Below are 17568 nucleotides of genomic sequence, written 5' to 3'. Positions count from 1 at the left end.
CCGAACGCCAGGCGGATCGATTGCCTGCACGACTCCGATGCGGCCCACCGCCGGCACGCTCATCGTCCGGTACCGGGCAGTTCTGGTCAGAACTTCCGGACATGGGCGACATCGATCATGGACGGTGGCACCAGGACTACCGCATTTCCGGCGGCGAGGAACCACATCCAGCGTCACCGCAGGACGGTGACGCTCCGCCTGACCGGGCGTTCGTCGGTGCTGTCGACGAAGAGCCCGGGGGACTCCGCTCGGATCCTCTCGACGTCCTCGAACACAGCGCGCAGGTGGCCGCGGAGTGCCGCGAGGGCTGCTTCGAGGTCGCGGGATTCGATGCCGTCAACGATCGAGGTGTGCTGGTCGATCAGGGCCGACACGGGGCTGACCGTGCGCAGGCCGAGGCGACGGGCGCGGTCGAGGTGGGCCTTGGCCTGCTCGACCGTGCGCCAGGCGTTGATGTGACCGCCTGCGGTGAGCAGGCGCTGGTGGAAGGCCTCATCGAGCTCGAAGAACCTGCCCACGTCATCGGCGGCCGCGCGCTGCTGCTCCAGCAGGTCGCGCAGGGCTTCGACGTCCTCGTCGGTGCGGTGCTCGACGGCGTCGGTCAGCGAGGCGACCTCGACGGCTTCGCGGACGAACTGGGCGTCGGCGATGCGCTGCGGGTCCACCCTGGCGACGAACGAACCGAGCTTCGGGAAGACCCGGACCAGGTCTTCCTCGACGAGCAGCAGCAGGCTCTCGCGCACCGGTGTCCGGGAGACCTCCAGCTCGCCGGCCAGCTCGTTCTCCGACAGCGGATGTCCCGGCGGCAGCTGCAGGGTGATGATGCGCTGCCGGATCTCGCGGTGCACCGTCACCCGAGCCGAGGCCTTGCCCGCCGTTGTCGCCATGGTCACCACCCTATCGACCACCCTTGACCCGTGGCATTCCAGCGCTTGTATGGTAGCGCTGGTATTCATGATCGCCGGCCCGTTCACGTGCTGAGCCTGATCGGCCTGCGCCGCGCCGAGCCGCCGAGGAATGCGCCGACTGGCCCCGCACCGAACAGAACTAGCCGATCGCAGAGAGGACCGAGTTGTCCAAGATCGTTGATGCCAAGGTCATCGTCACCGCTCCCGGCCGCAACTACGTGACGCTCAAGCTCACCACCGCCGACGGCGTGGTCGGCTGGGGCGACGCCACGCTCAACGGGCGTGAGCTCGCCGTGGCGTCCTACTTGCGCGACCACGTCTGCCCGCTGCTGATCGGCCGCGACCCCCAGCGCATCGAGGACACCTGGCAGTACCTGTACAAGGGCGCCTACTGGCGGCGCGGCCCGGTGACGATGACCGCGATCGCCGCGGTCGACATCGCGCTGTGGGACATCAAGGGCAAGGTAGCCGGGATGCCCGTCTACCAGCTGCTCGGCGGCGCGGCCCGGGACGGCGTGCTGACCTACTGCCACGCCACCGGCGAGGACGTCCCCGCGCTGCTCGACGACGTCGCCGCGCACCTGGACCAGGGGTTCCTGGCGGTCAGGGCGCAGGCGTCGGTGCCCGGCGTGGACAAGGCCTACGGGGTTCCGGCCAAGGGCGAGTTCTACGAGCCCGCGTCCTCAGCGGTTCCGGAGGAAGGCCACTGGGACACCGAGGCCTACCTGCGGCACGCGCCGCAGGTGCTCGGCGCGGTGCGGGAGCGGTTCGGCTTCGACTTCCACCTGCTGCACGACGTGCACCACCGGCTCACCCCCATCGAGGCCGGGCGGCTCGGCAAGGACCTCGAAGAGCACCGCATGTTCTGGATCGAAGACCCGACCCCGGCTGAGGACCAGAGCGCGTTCCGGCTGATCCGGGAGCACACCACGACCCCGATCGCGGTCGGCGAGGTGTTCAACTCGATCTGGGACTGCCAGCAGCTGATCACCGAGCGGTTGATCGACTACATCCGCACCTCGGTCTCGCACGCGGGCGGCATCACGCACCTGCGGCGGATCTTCTCGCTCGCCGAGCTCTACGGCGTGCGCACCGGCTGCCACGGCGCCGGCGACCTGTCACCGATCTCGCTGTCGGCCGCGCTCAACGTCGACCTGGCCGTGCCGAACTTCGGCATCCAGGAGTACATGGGCCACACCGAGCAGACCGCGGAGGTGTTCCACTCCGGGTACACCTTCGCCAACGGCTACCTGCACCCCAGCGACGAGCCCGGACTCGGCGTGTGGGTCGACGAGGAGGCCGCGGAGCGATTCCCGTACGAGCCCCGGTACCTGCCGGTGAACCGGCGCCGCGACGGCTCGATGCACGACTGGTGAGACGCGGAACGGCCCCTTCCCCGCTGCGGGGAAGGGGCCGTTCCGTCGACTGAGGAAACTCAGATCTTGTTCACGCGGGCGGCCATCGCCGACTTCTTGTTGGCGGCCTGGTTCTTGTGGATGACGCCCTTGCTCGCAGCCTTGTCCAGCAGACGACCGGCGGTCTGCTGCAGCTCGACGGCCTTGTCCTTCTCGCCGGCGTCAGCGGCCGCGCGGAACTTGCGGATGGCGGACTTCAGCGTGGTCTTCACGGCCTTGTTGCGCTGGCGGTTCGCCTCGTTGGTCTTGATCCGCTTCATCTGGGACTTGATGTTGGCCACTGGTGCGCCTCTTCCTCGTCAGTCGAATCGCGTGCCGCACTCGAATCGGCCCGGCCCGAAGACCGGTTTTCCTCCACGGCGGAATGCCGTACGACACGGTCGTCCATGTTAACAAGGCTCACCTGCGCGTTCGCCGGGTGGTCCGAGTGCCGCGAGGACGCTCACAACCGCTCGGAATCCGCTGTGCGCAGGCCATACGGTGATGCCTCGTGCTGACCGCGTTGAACTGGCCCGGGTTCGCCGATCTCACCCTCGCGGGACTGCTGTTCCTCTGCGCGGCGGCGTTCCTCGCCGGAGCCGTGGACGCGATCGTCGGCGGCGGTGGCCTCATCCAGCTGCCCGCGATGCTCGTGCTGCTGCCGGGCGGCGAGGCCATCTACTCGCTGGCCACCAGCAAGGTCGCCGCGATCGCCGGGACCTCGGCCGCGGCCCGCACCTACGCCAAGCGCACCCCGATGGACTGGCGGGCCGCGCTGCCGATGGCGCTGGTGGCGCTGGTCGGATCGCTGGGCGGGGCGGCGTTGGCCGATGCGCTGCCCTCCTCGGTGCTCAACGTCGTGGTGCTGGTCGCGCTGGTCGTGGTCGGCATCTACACGTGGCGCAAGCCCGATCTCGGCTCGGTGCACGCTCCCCGGTTCGCGCGCCGGCTCCAGCTGGGGCTGATGCTGCTCGGCGGAGCGGTGATCGGGTTCTGGGACGGCATCGCCGGGCCGGGAACCGGCTCGTTCCTGGTGTTCTGGCTGGTCAGCCTGGTCGGCTTCGCCTTCGTCACAGCATCGGCGACGGCGAAGGTCGTCAACGTGGCCACCAACCTGGGCGCGCTGTTCTTCTTCATCCCGGCCGGCAAGGTCCTGTGGGGTCTGGGGCTGGTGATGGCCGCAGGCAACATCGCGGGCAGCGTGCTGGGCGCGACGCTCGCCGCCGGTCGCGGATCAGCGTTCGTGAGACGGGTGTTCCTGACGGTCGTGGTCGGACTCGTGGTCAGCCTCGGCTGGAAGATCGCGCTCAGCGGTTGACCGGAGCTGAGCTCCCCGGGCCCACGGGGGCTCCGCAGTCGTTTCCGTCGTCCTGGCCGCTTCCGCGCACGCCGACTGGCACTTCTTCGCCGCGCCCGGCTCGTCCGGGGCGGTTCGTGCTCGGGGTGTGCGGCGGTCTGCTGGTGGTCGCCGGAATCTTCCTGATCGGCCCGTCCGACGGGATGCCGCACGCCGGGGCGAACCTTCCGGGGTCGGGTTCGGACTGCTCACCGCAGCGCTGATCGCGACCTGCACGGTGTGGGACGCGCACACCGTGACCGGGCTGGCGTCACCGCTGTTGTTCGACTGGGCCAACACCTCTCCCGCAGCGCCATGCTCGCGCCCTACGCCGCACGACGGCGCGGTGCGCTCGCGCGGACCTGGGTCGAGCACCGGCGGTAGCTCCTCGCCGTCGGGCTGCTGTCTCCCCTCGCCTACATGCTGGTGCTGTTCGCGATGCAGGTGGCGCCGGTGGGCCTGGTGGCCCCGCTGAGCATCGTCATCGCCGGGCTGCTGGCCTGGCGGCTGCTCGGCGAAGCGCAGCCGGTGCGGCGGATGACCGGTGCGGTCGTGGTGCTCACCGGAGTCGTGCTCGGCGTGGCGTGATCAGTTGCGCTGGTTGCGCAGCGAGACCAGGCGCAGGACCGTCTTCTCCAGGGCGTAGTCGGCGTCGGCGGCCATGCCCTTCACCCCCGCGTTGACCTCGGCGACGACCTGCAGCGCCGCAGCCAGACTCGTCGGCGTCCAGCCGCGCGATTGCGACTGGGCCTTCTTGACCTTCCAAGCGGGCATGCCGAGATCGCCCGCCAGGCGGTAGGGATCCTTGCGCCCGCCCGCCGCCGCGACGCGGCCGATGGTGCGGACCGAGTCGGCGAGGGCGTCGGCGATGAGCACGTGCGGCACGCCCAGCTGGATCGCCCAGCGGAGCGCTTCGAGAGCGCCAGCCCGGTCACCGACCACGGCCTTCTCCGCGACGGCGAACCCCGTCACCTCGGCGCGGCCCCGGTAGTAACGACCAACGGCGTCCGCGTCGATCTTGCCGCCCGTGTCGGCCACCAGCTGCGAGGCCGCAGCCGACAATTCCCGCAGGTCCGAGCCGACCGCCTCGATCAGCGCGCTAACTCCGCCGGGGTCGGACTTGCCACCTGCTCGGCGGATCTCGTCGCGGACGAACGCCTCGCGGTCGGCGGGCTTAGTGAGCTTCTTGCACTCGGTGACCCGGGCGCCGACCTTCTTCAGCGCGTTGGGAAGTTCCTTGGCGTGCTTGGCCCGCCCGCCACCGTTGTGCAGGACGATCAGGGTCACGCCCTCGACCGGCTGCTTGGCGTGCAGCAGCAAGGCCTCAGCGATCTCCTTCCCGGCGTCCTGCGCCGATTCGATCGCCAGCACTCGAGCCTCTGCGAACAGCGAGGGACTCAGCATTTCAGCCAGCTCCGGAGGGGTGAGCTCACTCACCTTCACCCTGCTGAAATCGGCCTCCGGATCGGCCGCGCGAGCTGCCCCGACCGCAGCCCACATCGCGCGCTCCACCAGCAGCTCTTCGTCTCCGAGAACCAAGTGCAGCGGGTCCGCGACAACGGTCGGTGAGCTCATGGACGAATGGTCCCACGGGCCCGCGACAGTCTCGCCATCTGGATGCGACTGGCCAGGAACGCATTTGTTCAACTAACGTTGCCCTCACAACCGAATAGCTCATCCAGAGGGGCAGAGGGAACGGCCCGTTGAAGCCCCGGCAACCGCTCGTCCGCTGCATCGTGCAAAAAACCGGCGCGAGGTCACGGACGGAACAGGTGCCAATTCCGACCCGTCCGCGGGACAGATGAGGAGAGGACCTCGCGCGATGACTGCTGCTGCCCCCGCCAACACGACCGCTGGCAAGAAGTTCGATCTCGGCAACGCCGTCGAACTGGTGTCCAAGGAAGAGGGGCACCGGCAGCCGCTGGCCCCCGAATTCGTCTCCCTCGAAGACTTCTCGCCGCTCGAGGTCGCCTACGAATTCGGCAAGATCCGCCGCGAGGACATCGAGTCCGGCCCGCGTTCGATCTGGCGCTACAAGCAGTTCCTGCCGGTTCCCAGCAACGTCGACCAGATCCCGAACACCGAGCCCGGCTGTACCCGCTTGATCCAGGCGGACAACCTCGCCAAGGCCCTCGGCGTGAAGAAGATCTGGATCAAGGACGACACCGGCAACCCCACGCACTCCTTCAAGGACCGCGTCGTCGCCGTCGCGCTGGCCGCCGCCCGCGAGTTCGGGTTCAAGGTGCTGGCCTGCCCGTCGACCGGCAACCTCGCCAACGCGGTGGCCGCCGCCGCTGCCCGCGCCGGCTGGGACTCGGTCGTGCTGGTGCCCAAGACCCTCGAACGCGCCAAGATCCTGATGAGCGCGGTATACGACGGCTCGCTGCTGGCCGTGGACGGGAACTACGACGACGTCAACCGGCTCGCCACCGAGCTCGCCGGTGAGCACGAGGACTGGGCGTTCGTCAACGTCAACGTCCGGCCCTACTACTCCGAGGGCTCCAAAACCCTGGCCTTCGAGGTCGCCGAGCAGCTCGGATGGCGCATCCCCGAGCAGATCGTGGTGCCGATCGCATCCGGCTCGCAGCTGACCAAGGTCTACAAGGGCTTCAACGAGTTCGCCCAGGTCGGCCTGGTCGACGAGAGCCCGGTGAAGATCTTCGGCGCGCAGGCCTCCGGCTGCTCCCCGGTCTCCACCGCCTTCCGCAACGGCCACGACGTGGTGCAGCCGGTCAAGCCGGACACCATCGCCCGCTCGCTGGCCATCGGCGCCCCCGCCGACGGTCCGTACGTGCTCGACATCGTCCGCAAGACCGGTGGTGCCATCGAGGACGTCACCGACGACGAGGTCCGCGCCGGCATCCGCCTGCTGGCCCGCACCGAGGGAATCTTCGCCGAGACCGCCGGCGGTGTGACCGTGGCGACCGCCAAGAAGCTCATCGAAGCCGGCAAGATCGACCCGGACGCCGAGACGGTCCTGTTGATCACCGGCGACGGCCTCAAGACCCTGGACGCCGTCGAAGGCCAGCTCGGCCCGAAGGCCACCGTCGCCCCGAACACCGAGTCGGTGAACCAGGCGCTCGGCCTCTGATCCAGTTGTAGGCGAACACTCCTCTCCCACAGGTGGGTGGCCGTTCCGACGGGACGCCACCCACCTCCTCGTCGGCTTCGGACGCTCAGTCGTCGGTGGCGCGCAGCGGGTCTCCACGTCCGACGAACCGAGGTCCCCGCGGCCCGGGTAGGACCGCGATGTCTCCTTCCTCGTCGGTGCGCAACACACGGGTGCCCGCTCGGGCCAATGTGTCGATCACGAACGGGTTCGGGTGTCCGTAGTCGTTGCCCGCGCCGACGCTGATCAGCGCGAGCCTCGGCCGCACCGCGCTCAGGAAGCGCGGTGTGGTGTAACGGGATCCGTGGTGCGGAACCTTGAGCACGTCCGCTCGCAGATCCGCACCGGAGGACACCAGACGCCCCTGCCCGGGCAGCTCCACGTCACCGGTGAGCAGCACGCGCCCGGCCGGGGTGGTCGCGCGGATCACCAGCGACGCATCGTTGGCGTCGTCGGCGGTCTGCGTGCGGGTCACGCCCGGTTCCGGCGCGCGAGGACGTCGAGAACGAGACCCGGCCACGCCAGCCGTTGCCCGGCCTGCAGCGTGACGATCGGCGTGCGGTGCGCGCGGGTGTCGCGCACCAGGTCGTCGAAGGCCCACTTCGGTTCGCGCAGCGGCCCGATCGCCACCGCGCCGACCGAGATCTCACCCAGCACCGTGCGCAGCCCGCTGACGTGGTCGGCGTGCAGGTGCGTGAGAACCGCCATCGACAGCCGGCGAATCCCGAGGCGCCGCAGGCAGTTCGCCGCACGGCGCGGGTCCGGGCCGGTGTCGACCACGACGGCCTCCTCCGCCCTCCCGGTCGCCAGCACCAGTCCGTCGCCCTGCCCGACGTCGCAGGCCACCACGCTCCAGCCCTGCGCGGGCCAGCCCGGCAGCATGGTGCGCACCGGCAGCACGACCAGCGCGCTGAGCAGCACCGCGACCACCGCGAGCAGCCGAATCCTCCTTCCTCGCAACGCGATCAACCCCACCAGCAGCAGAACCGCCAGCAGCAGTCCACCGCCGGCGCCCGTCGGCCAGTCGAACACCGCGCCCGGTACCGCCGAGGCGCGATCGGCGACCAGCAGCACCCACTCCAACTCCGGTCCGGCCAGCACGACGCCGACCGCCGCCGCCCACCTCGACACCGGCGCGATGACGGTGGCCAGCACGCCGAACACCGTTGCCGGGGCGATCACCGGCGCCGCCAGCAGGTTGGCCGGCACCGCCACCAGGCTCACGCCGCCGGAGATCGCGGCGATCAGCGGCGCGGTGACCACGTGCGCGGCCACCGGGACCGCAATCGCCTCGGCCAGTCCGACCGGCACGCCGCGCGCCCGCAACGCCGCCGCCCACACCGGCGCCAGCAGCACCAGGCCCGCCGTCGCCACGACCGACAGGGCGAACCCAGCGCTGACCGCCAGCTCCGGCAGCAGGAGCAGCAGCCCGATCACGCTCGCCGCCAACGCCGGCAGCGCCGATCGGCGACGGCCCAGCACCAGCGCGAGCAGCGTGATGGCTCCCATCACCGCGGCGCGCAGCACGCTCGGTTCGGGCCCGGTCAAAGCGACGAACCCGACCAGTGCCGCACCAGCACCCAGCGCGCAGACCAACGGCCCCATGCCCAGCAGCCGCAGCAGCACCAGGACCGCGCCGCACACGATCGCCAAGTTCGCACCCGAGACGGCGGTGAGGTGGCTCAGGCCCGCCGTCTCGAACTCCTGCGACACCTCCGGGTTCAGCCCGCTCGTGTCGCCGACGACCAGTCCCGGGAGCAGGCCAGCCGCTTCGGGCCCCAGGTGCCGCTCGGCGATCTCGCGCAGTCCCGCGCGCATGTCCGCTGCCACGCGCTGCCACTCCGGTGGTGCCGCGACCTCGCTCGGCGCCCGGTAGACCGGCAGCACCGCCACGTCGAGCTGTCCGTCGCGCGGCGATGCCGCCTTGCCGCGGACGGTGAGCCGCTGCCCGGCGATCAGTCCGCGCCACGACTCGGTCGGCACCAGCAGCACCACCGAACCGCCTGCCGCATACCGGCGGCCGGCGATCTCGGCGGTCACCAGCTCCGCTCTGGCGAGCGAGCGGTCCTGCGCCCGGCTGGCGCCGAACGCCGCCCCTCGCAGCGGAGTGGGCTCGCTCGTCAGCTGCACCCGCAGCATCACTCGCTCACCGGCACCCGCCGCGCGGCGGAGCGGATGTACCTCGACGTCGTGGGCCCGGATCGCGATGCCGGTCGCCGACACCGCGGCGAGCAGCAGAACCACCAGCACGGCCTTGGACCCCGACCGCCGCGAGATCACCAAGACCACCGGGAACGCCGCCGCCAGCGCTGTCACCGCGGCCGGCACCCAGCCCGCCAGCAGACCGAGCAGCGTCACCGCCCAGACCGCCGCTGCCGCCGGGACCAGCCGCAGGTCCAGCCGCCGGATCACACCCGCACCAGATCGCGCAGCTTGGACAGCCGAGCGTCACCGATCCCCCCGACCTCCCGCAGCTGGTCCACCGAGCCGAAGCGGCCGTGCTCGGTGCGCCACTGCAGGATTCGCTCGGCGGTGACCTCGCCGACCCCTGGTAGGCCATCGAGCTGCTCCTTCGTCGCGGTGTTGAGGTCGACCCTGCTGTCGCCGCCGCCACCCGCACCGGTCTGCCCCGGCTGGGCCTCCGGTGGCACCGGGATGGCGACGTAGAGCTGCTCGCCGTCGGCCAGACGGCGAGCGAGGTTGAGTGCGGTCAAGTCGGTGTCGGGAAGTGGCCCGCCCGCCGCTGACACGGCGTCGGCGACCCGCGCACCGGCTGAGACCGTGACCAGGCCGGGGCGCTGGACTCGGCCGACGACGCTGACCACCAGCTCCGCGGGAGCGGCGGCGCTCGTCGACACCGGTGGTGGCGGAGCGGGAAGTGGTGGCGGAGCGGAATCGGCCGTCGGGCGGCCGGACCAGGCGAGGACGAGCACTCCGACCAGCACGACGGCCGCGACCAACGACACCGCGAGCACCCCGGTGCGACCGGGGTCCATTCTCGACCTCAGCAGTGATTCGGGCAGCCAGCGCTCGGCGAACCGCGACAACGGCGAACTTCGGCCACCGCCGGGCGGTTTCACCGAGTAGTTGGGCTGGAGTCGTCGCGTCGGCTCGTCGTGCTCGGCCTCGTGGCGCAGCGTCTGCAACCGGGACCGGGTGTCGAGCTGCTCGTAGGAGTCGTCGTCAGTGGCGCGGAAGAGCTTGGTGTCGAACATGCCGACGACGTTAGCGCGCCCGAAACACGTTGCCCACCTTCATTTTTCGTGCATCTGCCTACTGTGGATAGAACATCGCCGGAATTCAGCTCGATGGTGTGGAATCCGCGCCCTGAAGGTTTTTCACGCGCCGAAACGCCACCCGTTCGGGAGAACCACCACGCCCACAGATCCGGGCCCGATGTGCGCCCCGATGACCGCGCCGACCTCCGAGACGACGCACTCCACCGACTCCCCCAGCTCGGCGGTGAGCCGCGCCGCCAGCTCCTCGGCGTGCTCGGCGGCGGCGAGGTGGTGCACCGCGATCGCCGCCGAACCGGAACCGGCCGCGTCCAGCGAGATGTCGCGAAGCCGGGCCATCGCGCGAGTCGTGGTGCGCACCTTCTCCAGCGCTTCGATGCGCCCGTCGTCGACGTGCAGCAACGGCTTGATCGACAGCGCCGTACCCAGCACTGCCGCTGCGGTGCCGATGCGCCCGCCGCGTCGCAGGTACTCCAGGGTCTGCACGGAGAACACGGTGGTCGTGCGCGCGGCCGTCACCGCAGCGGTGTGCTCCACCTCGTCCAGGTCGGCGCCCGCCTGAGCGGCGTCGGCGGCGCCGAGAACCGAGAACCCCAGCCCCATCGCCGCCGAACGCGAGTCCACGACCCGGACCCGGTCCGGGTCGGTCTCGCGCGCGGCCAGCCGAGCGGCGTCCCACGTCCCCGACAGCTGCCGGGACAGGTGCACCGCCACGACTCCCTCGGCGCCGTCGTCCAGCGCCTGCCGGTAAGCGCGGGACAGCTCTCCCGAGGTGGCGCTCGCGGTGGTCACCCGATGCTTGTTCGCCAACGCGTCGGCGAGGTCGCGAGGCGAGAACCCGGTCTCGTAGACGTGCTTGCCACCGTTCACGCTGACGTGCAGCGGAACGACCCGAACCCCGTACCGCGCGGCGTACCCGGACGGCAGGTACGCCGTGGAATCGGTGACGACGGCAATGGACACGGACGCAACCCTACGACGGCAGACGGCAGATGCGATCACACGTGGGCTTGCGCCCCGGCGTTGTAGACCATCAGGCGCCAACGGTGATCGCTGGGGCTGCGGCGGTTGAGGACCACCCAGTGGCAGTTGCGCACGCCGGCCAGACCCGGCCACAGCTCGACCGGCAGTGCCAGCAGCTTCGCGGTGAGCGCGGTGATCAGCCCGCCGTGCGCGCACAGCAGCGCGGTGCCCTCGTACTGGTCGTCGAGCTCGGTGACGACCTCGACGGCGCGGGTGGCGACCTCGATGCGGGACTCCCCGCCGGGCGGCGCCCAGGTCGGGTTCGCCCGCCAGGTGTTCAGCGCACCGGGCCAGCCGTGCTCGACCTCGGCTCCGCTGAGCCCCTGCCACTCCCCGACGTGGGTCTCCCGCAGCCGCTTGTCCAGCTTCACCGGCTCACCGCTGACCTTGGCGTAGGCGGCGGCGGTGGTGCGCGCGCGGTTCAGGTCGGAGCTGATGGCCACAGAAGGCTCGAAGGCCGCGATGGAGGGAGCGGCCTGCTCGGCCTGCTCGACCCCGTTGACGGTCAGCGAGCTGTCGAGGTGACCCTGGATGCGGCCGACGAGGTTGTAGTCGGTCTCGCCGTGCCGCCACAGCACGAGCCGGTCGAGACTCACTCGTCTTCCTCGGCGGGCACGCCCTGATCGACGAACTCGATCCGCGGGCAGTCCTTCCACAGCTTCTCCAGCTGGTAGAAGGAGCGCTCCTCGGCGTGCTGGACGTGCACCACGACGTCGACGAAGTCCAGCAAGACCCACCGGCCCTCGCGGGCTCCCTCGCGCCGGACCGGCTTGACGCCCGCCGCGCGCAGCTTCTCCTCGACCGAGTCGACGATCGCTTCGACCTGCCGCTCGTTCGAGGCCGAAGCGATCATGAAGCAGTCTGTGATGACCAGCTGCTCGGAGACATCCAGCAGGACCACGTCGGTGGCCTTCTTGTCGGCCGCGGCTTGGGCGGCGATCAGGGCCAGCTCGCGGGCGTTCTCGGTGGCTGCCACGTCACTCCTCTCGGCCGGGCTCGGTGTGCCCACGCCGGGTAGCAGGATAGGCCGCCGGTCCCGGCCAGGAGCCGCCCGGCCTTCGCATACATGTCCTTTATGCCCGAGCGGTGCGCTCGAGTTCAATCGCCCCTGCGGGCCCCACCCGCCGGAGCTTCGCGGTGAAGGCCGCGCTCGGTGAGGAGAGTGCACCACGAAAGCCCGCCGACCAGCGACGACACCCCTGATGAGCGTCTTCGGGGAGCGAAGTGGTATTACCGCTCCCCGCCGTCGGACCAGTCCGCCGTGGTGGCGCTGCCGGGCTGGTGCCAGGGCTCTGCACCCCGGGCGCCAGCTCGTAGCGCTGATCTTGGAATCCGAGGATGCGGACGTTGGTCATCACTTCCTCGACTGCCCGCAGGAGAGGCGCGGACTCGTAGTGCTCTTCGAGGGCCAGCTGGTCCTGCCAGCCCTCGCTGAGGTGGAACGACTTCGGATCCGCCAGGTCCCGCGCGAAGTTGCAGTAGACGCATCCGGGAATCGCCGCCTCGGTCTCGAGGCGCGGCAACGGCGTGGTCTGCCGATCTCGGGCGAACGCGGTAGGAGGCGCTGAACACGATCGTGGTGGGCGTTTTCTCGCCCTGTGGGATCACTGGAGCTCCGTCAACATCAGGTTCGTGAGACATGAGCGCCAACCGCGTCGACCCCGCTCGATTCGGCACAGCGCCATTTCCTGCCGACGACGAGGACCCCCTCATCAGGAAACGCCGAGTGCGAGACCGCCGAGCGTTTCCCCTGCTACGGGCCCCACTCGGCTGGAGTTTCGCGGTAGAGGCCGCGCTTGGTGATGTACTGCACGATGCCGTCGGGCACGAGGTACCAGACCGGCAGGCCCGCCCGGACCCGGTCGCGGCAGCCGGTAGAGGAGATCGCCATCGCCGGGATCTCGACCAACGACACCGACCCGTCGGGCAGGTGCGCGCTGTTGAGCGAGTAGCCGGGCCTGGTCACGCCGATGAAGTGGGCGAGCTCGAACATCTCCTCGACCCGGTGCCAGGACAGGATCTGCTCCAGGGCGTCGGCCCCGGTGATGAAGTACAGATCCGCGTCAGGGAACTGCTCGTGGAGATCGGTGAGCGTGTCGGCGGTGTAGGTCGGCCCCTTGCGGTCGACGTCCACCCGGCTGACCAGGAACCGCGGGTTGGAGGCGGTGGCGATCACGGTCATCAGGTAGCGGTCCTCGGCCGGCGAGACGACCTCGTGGCTCTTCTGCCACGGCTGTCCGGTGGGCACGAAGATCACCTGTTCGAGGCCGAACTGCGCCTGCACTTCGCTGGCGGCCACGAGGTGTCCGTGATGAATGGGATCGAAGGTGCCACCCATGACCCCGATCCGGCGACGAGACATAGCTGACAACCCTAGATAAGCGCCACGACCAGGCACGTCAGCGGGGCTCCCCGGGGTGTCGGACGCCACGGTCCCAGCGCAGGCCCCTCGATCCCACGCTGGGAACGCAGCCGGCTGCGAGGTCCGGTCCAGGCTCCCCCCTCGACCGGACCTCGCCGCCCTGCACGATCCTCCGCGGCTGGGGGCGCACTTCGGATCGCGGGCGCTGCCTCCGGGGCGCGCACGGGTGAGACCCGCGCGCACCGGGATTCATGACGGCATCCTTACTGTGATTCAGATCACTCTCCGGGCGCGACGACCTTGCCGGTCGCGACCTCCTTGACCACGATCGCCTCCACCGGGCAGGACTCGGCGGCGTCCACGACCTCCTCGGAGGGCTCGGACTGGTCCTGCAATGTCTTCGAGTAGCCCTCGACCAGCTCGAAGTGGTCCGGGGCGACCCCGGCGCACATCCCCGACCCGATGCAGGTGTTCGTGTCGATCTCGATCGACCAACTCATCAGCTCACCTCTTCTGTCCGCATGAGCGAGATCACTCGACACCTTGCCACGACACCACCATCCGCTGGGGACCCCGAACCAGAAGCCCCGTCTTCCACGTCACGTCCTGCTCGGGTGAGTTCGGGAAGCCCAGTCCCGGCAGCCGGGTGAGCAAGGTGCGCAGCGCCACCTGCAACTCCATCCGGGCCAGCTGGGCGCCGAGGCAGTGGTGCGGGCCGTGGCCGAAGCCGACGTGCGATGCCTCCGCGCGCGCCAGGTCCAACGTCTCCGGGTCACCGAACACCGCTTCGTCCCGGTTGGCCGAGCCGATGCTCGACAGCACCGGTTCGCCGGCGCGCACCACCACACCGCCGAGCTCGACGTCCTCGGTGGCGTACCGCGCGAAACCGGCGCCGACGCCCAGCGGCACGTAGCGCAGCAGCTCCTCGACGGCGGACGGGATCAGGTCCAGCTCCGCGCGCAACCGCTGCAACTGCCCGGGGTGGGTCAGCAGCACGTGGAGGAAGTTGGGGATCTGCGAGGCGGTCGTCTCGTGCCCGGCGACGAGGATTCCGGCGGCCAGCCGCACCATCTCGTCCTCGCTGAGCTCGTCGTGCTCGTCGCGGGCGGTGATGAGGCCGGTGATCAGGTCGTCGGCGGGCTCAACCCGGCGCTGCGCGATCAGACCGGCGATGTAGTCCATCATCCGGTCCGCGTAGTCGGTGACCTGCGCGGCGGTGAGCTTGTTGGTCGACAGGAACGCGTCCGACCAAACCCGGAAGTCCGCGCGATCCTCGAAGGGCACGCCCAGCAGCTCGCAGATCACCGTGATCGGCAGCGGCAGCGCGAAGTCCTCGACCAGGTCGACCGGGCCACCGCGCTCGACCATCGAGCTCACCAGGTCATCGGCGATGTCCTGGGTGCGCGGGCGCAGCTCCTCGACGCGGCGCTGGGTGAACGCCTTGGCCACCAGTCGGCGCAGCCGGGTGTGGTCGGGCGGGTCCATGCTCAGGATCCCGCCGACCTGCTGGCGCGGTCGCAGTCGCGGTTCGTCGCGCTCCACCGTCGCGGCGCGGCTGAACCTCGGATCGCCGAGGACGACCTTGACGTCCTCGTAGCGGGTGGCCAGCCATGCCTCTTCGCCGTAGGGCAGCTTGACGCGGCTCAGCGGCTCCTGCTCGCGCAACTGGGCGTAGGTGGGGTCGAGGTCGAGCGCCTCGGCGACGTTGAACGGATACGTCCTCGGCTCCGTGGTGGTCATGCGCAGCTCCCCGGGGGACATCGTTTGTAAGCAGTCGCTTACAAAGCCACGTTACGCCTGGGGAAGACGCTGCGCACGCCGTGATCACCGATCGTCCGAAAGGTCCGTTCGCTCGAGCAGGACGGATGCCGCGCGGGTGACGTAACCGACGATGACCTCGGGGTCGGCCTCCGCCAACGGGCTCTTCCCGAGCACCGAGCGCACCATCCCGATGCCGAACACCCACGCCAGCACGAGATCGGCGCGCAGCTGCGCGTCCTCGGCATCCGAGAGCTCCGAGAGCCGCTCGGTGTAGCGGGCGCCCAACTCGCCGCGCAACATCTCCGCCGCCCGTTCATCGCTCCACGAGCGCAGCATCGCCACCAGCGGGTGCTCCCCGTTGGGTTCGGCGCTGTCGAGCAGGTTCATCAGCAGCTGCCGGGGCAGCTCCTCAGCGGAGAGCTCCGCGACCACCTGCTCGCTGTTGCGGGTCAGGACCGCCGCGAACAGCTCCTGCTTCGAACCGAAGTAGCGGAACAGCAGGGCCTGGTTGGCACCGGCGCGCGCCGCGACGTCGCGCACCGTCGTCGCGCTGAAACCGCGCTCGGTGAACAGCTCCGATGCGGCCTGCAGCAGGGCTTCCTTGGTGGCGGCGGAGTCGCGCTTGCGTCGCGGCGCCTGCGTCAAGTTCAGCTCCCCGGCTTGGCCGGGGCCGAACCCGGCCGCACGTGGCCGTCGCCGAACGCGACCCACTTGGTGGAGGTCAGCTCCGGCAACCCCATCGGGCCCCGCGAGTGCAGCTTCTGGGTCGAGATGCCGATCTCGGCGCCCATCCCGAACTCACCGCCATCGGTGAAGGCGGTGCTGGCGTTGACCATCACCGCGGCCGCGTCGACCTGCGAGGTGAACCGCTGAGAGGCGCGGAAATCACTGGTCACGATCGCTTCGGTGTGCCCGGAGCCGTGCTCGCGGATGTGCTCGACGGCGGCGGGCAGCGACTCGACGACGGCAGCGGCGATGTCCAGCGACAGGTACTCGGTGTCCCAGTCCTCGTCGGTGGCAGGCACGACGTTCGGGCCGCCGACGGCGACCACCTGCTCATCGCCGTGCACAGCCACGCCGGCTTCGCCCAGCGCGGCGATCGCGCGGGGCAGGAACTCCTCGGCGATGTCGGCGTGCACCAGGAAGGTCTCCGCGGAGTTGCAGACGCTCGGTCGGCGCGCCTTGGAGTTCAGCAGGATCCGCAGCGCCATGTCGAGGTCGGCGCTGGAGTCGACGTAGACGTGGCAGTTGCCCACACCGGTCTCGATGGCCGGAACCGTGGCCTGCTCGACGACCGCCGAGATCAAGCCCGCGCCACCGCGCGGGATGACCACGTCGACCAGTCCGCGAGCGGTGATCAGGTGGTGCACCGAGGCCCGGTCGTGGCAGGGCAGCAACTGGACGGCGTCCGTCGGCAGACCGTGCCGGGCGACGACGTCGCGCAGGACCCGCACCAAGGCGGTGTTGGAGCTCTCCGCCGACGACGAGCCGCGCAGCAGCACCGCGTTGCCCGACTTCAAGGTCAGCCCGGCGGCGTCGACCGTCACGTTCGGGCGTCCCTCGTAGACGATGCCGACCACGCCGAGCGGCACCCGCACCTGGCGCAGCTGGACGCCGTTGGGCAACACCTGGCCGCGCTGCACCTCCCCCACCGGGTCCGGCAGTCCGGCGACCGTGCGCAGGCCGTCGGCCATCGCCTCGACGCGGCCGGTGCTCAGGACCAACCGGTCGATCAGCGCCTCGGTCATCCCGGACTCGCGGGCGGCGGCCACGTCGCGCTCGTTGGCCTCCAAGATCTCCGGCGCGCGCTTGACCAGCTCGTCAGCCACGTCCTGCAGCAGCGCGTCCTTGGCACCGCGTGTGGTCTGCGCCAGCTCGGCGGAGGCCTCGCGGGCGCGGCGGGCAGCGCCGCGCACCTGGTCGCGCAGGTCGTCGCCGGTCGCCTTGTCAGAGGTGGGGAACTCGATGGCGGTCACCCCACCAGCCTAATCCGTGACCGCGCACGCCCGGCAACGCATTTCCCGCTCCTCAGGACAGCGCCACCGGCAACGACGCCAGCGGGGCTCCGAGGCAGTGGTGGATGCCGTGCACGAAGGCGATGTCCGCTCGACTCCGCGCTCGGTTCGAACAGCTCCGGTGGCGTGAAGCGCTGGGGGTCGCGGTTGGCGGCGTCGATCACGTCGACGAAGTGGCGTGCGGGCGATCGGCGTGCCCGCGAGCCCCATCGGCTTCGCCGCCTCACCCATCCCGCTCGGCCGTCCGCGCATCCGGACCCGCATGACCGGCCCGTGCTCCGCCCACCGGCGGTAGCAGTCCTGCGGAGCGACGTCGAAGCCCTCAGCGAACAGTTCCTCCATCGGCAACCGCCTCGTCGTGTCTCAAGCTCCTGAGATCAGCGACTCCGCGGCAAGGGTTCCCGACACGCCCGCGCCGCCCCGG

At 70.3% G+C, this 17568-nt stretch carries 18 protein-coding genes and 1 riboswitch; of the genes, 4 read left to right on the top strand and 14 right to left on the bottom strand.

All coding sequences use genetic code 11. The features are described 5' to 3' along the window. Positions 1–173: 173 nt before the first annotated feature. Complete coding sequence (locus tag E1161_RS07775; RefSeq protein WP_132621074.1) at positions 174–887, bottom strand: GntR family transcriptional regulator; 714 nt, start codon at positions 885–887, stop codon at positions 174–176. A 185-nt stretch (positions 888–1072) separates the two neighbouring features. Here E1161_RS07775 and manD point away from each other — a divergent pair, with 185 nt between their 5' ends. Then, a complete protein-coding gene (gene manD / locus E1161_RS07770; protein ID WP_132621072.1) occupies positions 1073–2284 on the top strand; it encodes a D-mannonate dehydratase ManD in 1212 nt (403 codons plus the stop codon). Positions 2285–2343: 59 nt separating this feature from the next. Here the strand turns inward: manD and rpsT are convergent, their stop codons facing one another. Continuing rightward, on the bottom strand, positions 2344–2604 hold the full coding sequence (gene rpsT, locus E1161_RS07765) for a 30S ribosomal protein S20 (protein ID WP_132621070.1): 261 nt from the start codon (positions 2602–2604) through the stop codon (positions 2344–2346). 209 nt (positions 2605–2813) lie between these two features. Here rpsT and E1161_RS07760 point away from each other — a divergent pair, with 209 nt between their 5' ends. Continuing rightward, entirely contained in the window at positions 2814–3620 is an 807-nt protein-coding gene (locus E1161_RS07760) for a TSUP family transporter (protein WP_132621068.1), read from the top strand. A gap of 438 nt (positions 3621–4058) precedes the next feature. Beyond that, positions 4059–4226 (top strand): hypothetical protein, encoded by a 168-nt coding sequence (locus tag E1161_RS27960; protein WP_235874866.1) that lies wholly within the window; start codon positions 4059–4061, stop codon positions 4224–4226. On the opposite strand, the gene holA is transcribed toward E1161_RS27960, so the two are convergent. After that, entirely contained in the window at positions 4227–5213 is a 987-nt protein-coding gene (gene holA, locus E1161_RS07750) for a DNA polymerase III subunit delta (protein ID WP_132621066.1), read from the bottom strand. A gap of 96 nt (positions 5214–5309) precedes the next feature. Next, a riboswitch (SAM riboswitch) is annotated at positions 5310–5446 on the top strand. 14 nt (positions 5447–5460) lie between these two features. Here holA and thrC point away from each other — a divergent pair. After that, complete coding sequence (gene thrC / locus E1161_RS07745) at positions 5461–6729, top strand: threonine synthase (RefSeq protein ID WP_132621064.1); 1269 nt, start codon at positions 5461–5463, stop codon at positions 6727–6729. Between the two features lie 85 nt (positions 6730–6814). On the opposite strand, the gene E1161_RS27955 is transcribed toward thrC, so the two are convergent. From E1161_RS27955 to E1161_RS07690, 11 genes are all read right to left on the bottom strand, one after another. After that, positions 6815–7222: a ComEC/Rec2 family competence protein gene (locus E1161_RS27955; RefSeq protein ID WP_235874865.1), complete on the bottom strand. Its 408-nt coding sequence runs from the start codon at positions 7220–7222 to the stop codon at positions 6815–6817. Further along, positions 7219–9159, bottom strand: a complete 1941-nt coding sequence (locus E1161_RS27950) for a ComEC/Rec2 family competence protein (RefSeq protein WP_268951374.1) — start codon at positions 9157–9159, stop codon at positions 7219–7221. The genes E1161_RS27955 and E1161_RS27950 overlap by 4 nt, the downstream gene beginning before the upstream one ends. After that, complete coding sequence (locus E1161_RS07735) at positions 9156–9962, bottom strand: ComEA family DNA-binding protein (protein ID WP_235874864.1); 807 nt, start codon at positions 9960–9962, stop codon at positions 9156–9158. The genes E1161_RS27950 and E1161_RS07735 overlap by 4 nt, the downstream gene beginning before the upstream one ends. 123 nt (positions 9963–10085) lie before the next feature. Next, entirely contained in the window at positions 10086–10946 is an 861-nt protein-coding gene (locus E1161_RS07730) for a DegV family protein (protein WP_132621062.1), read from the bottom strand. A gap of 35 nt (positions 10947–10981) precedes the next feature. Continuing rightward, positions 10982–11602, bottom strand: a complete 621-nt coding sequence (locus E1161_RS07725; protein ID WP_132621061.1) for a histidine phosphatase family protein — start codon at positions 11600–11602, stop codon at positions 10982–10984. Further along, the gene (gene rsfS, locus E1161_RS07720) at positions 11599–11982 is read right to left on the bottom strand and encodes a ribosome silencing factor (RefSeq protein WP_132621059.1); all 384 of its coding nucleotides are present in this window, start codon (positions 11980–11982) and stop codon (positions 11599–11601) included. The genes E1161_RS07725 and rsfS overlap by 4 nt, the downstream gene beginning before the upstream one ends. Positions 11983–12759: 777 nt before the next feature. After that, positions 12760–13368 carry a nicotinate-nucleotide adenylyltransferase gene (gene nadD / locus E1161_RS07710; RefSeq protein ID WP_132621055.1) on the bottom strand — a complete coding sequence of 203 codons (609 nt, stop codon included), beginning with the start codon at positions 13366–13368 and terminating at the stop codon, positions 12760–12762. Between the two features lie 278 nt (positions 13369–13646). Next, positions 13647–13868, bottom strand: coding sequence for a ferredoxin (locus E1161_RS07705; RefSeq protein ID WP_132621053.1), 222 nt, complete (start codon positions 13866–13868; stop codon positions 13647–13649). A gap of 31 nt (positions 13869–13899) precedes the next feature. Beyond that, positions 13900–15108, bottom strand: coding sequence for a cytochrome P450 (locus tag E1161_RS07700; protein WP_132621051.1), 1209 nt, complete (start codon positions 15106–15108; stop codon positions 13900–13902). A gap of 84 nt (positions 15109–15192) precedes the next feature. After that, positions 15193–15774, bottom strand: a complete 582-nt coding sequence (locus tag E1161_RS07695) for a TetR/AcrR family transcriptional regulator (protein ID WP_132621049.1) — start codon at positions 15772–15774, stop codon at positions 15193–15195. A gap of 2 nt (positions 15775–15776) precedes the next feature. Then, entirely contained in the window at positions 15777–17105 is a 1329-nt protein-coding gene (locus E1161_RS07690; RefSeq protein WP_132621047.1) for a glutamate-5-semialdehyde dehydrogenase, read from the bottom strand. Positions 17106–17568 lie beyond the last annotated feature (463 nt).

This window comes from Saccharopolyspora aridisoli, from assembly GCF_004348445.1.
GTDB classification, from domain to species: Bacteria; Actinomycetota; Actinomycetes; order Mycobacteriales; family Pseudonocardiaceae; genus Saccharopolyspora; species Saccharopolyspora aridisoli.
The sequence above is the reverse complement of the archived record's forward strand: the minus strand, read 5'-3'. Positions and strand labels throughout refer to the sequence as shown.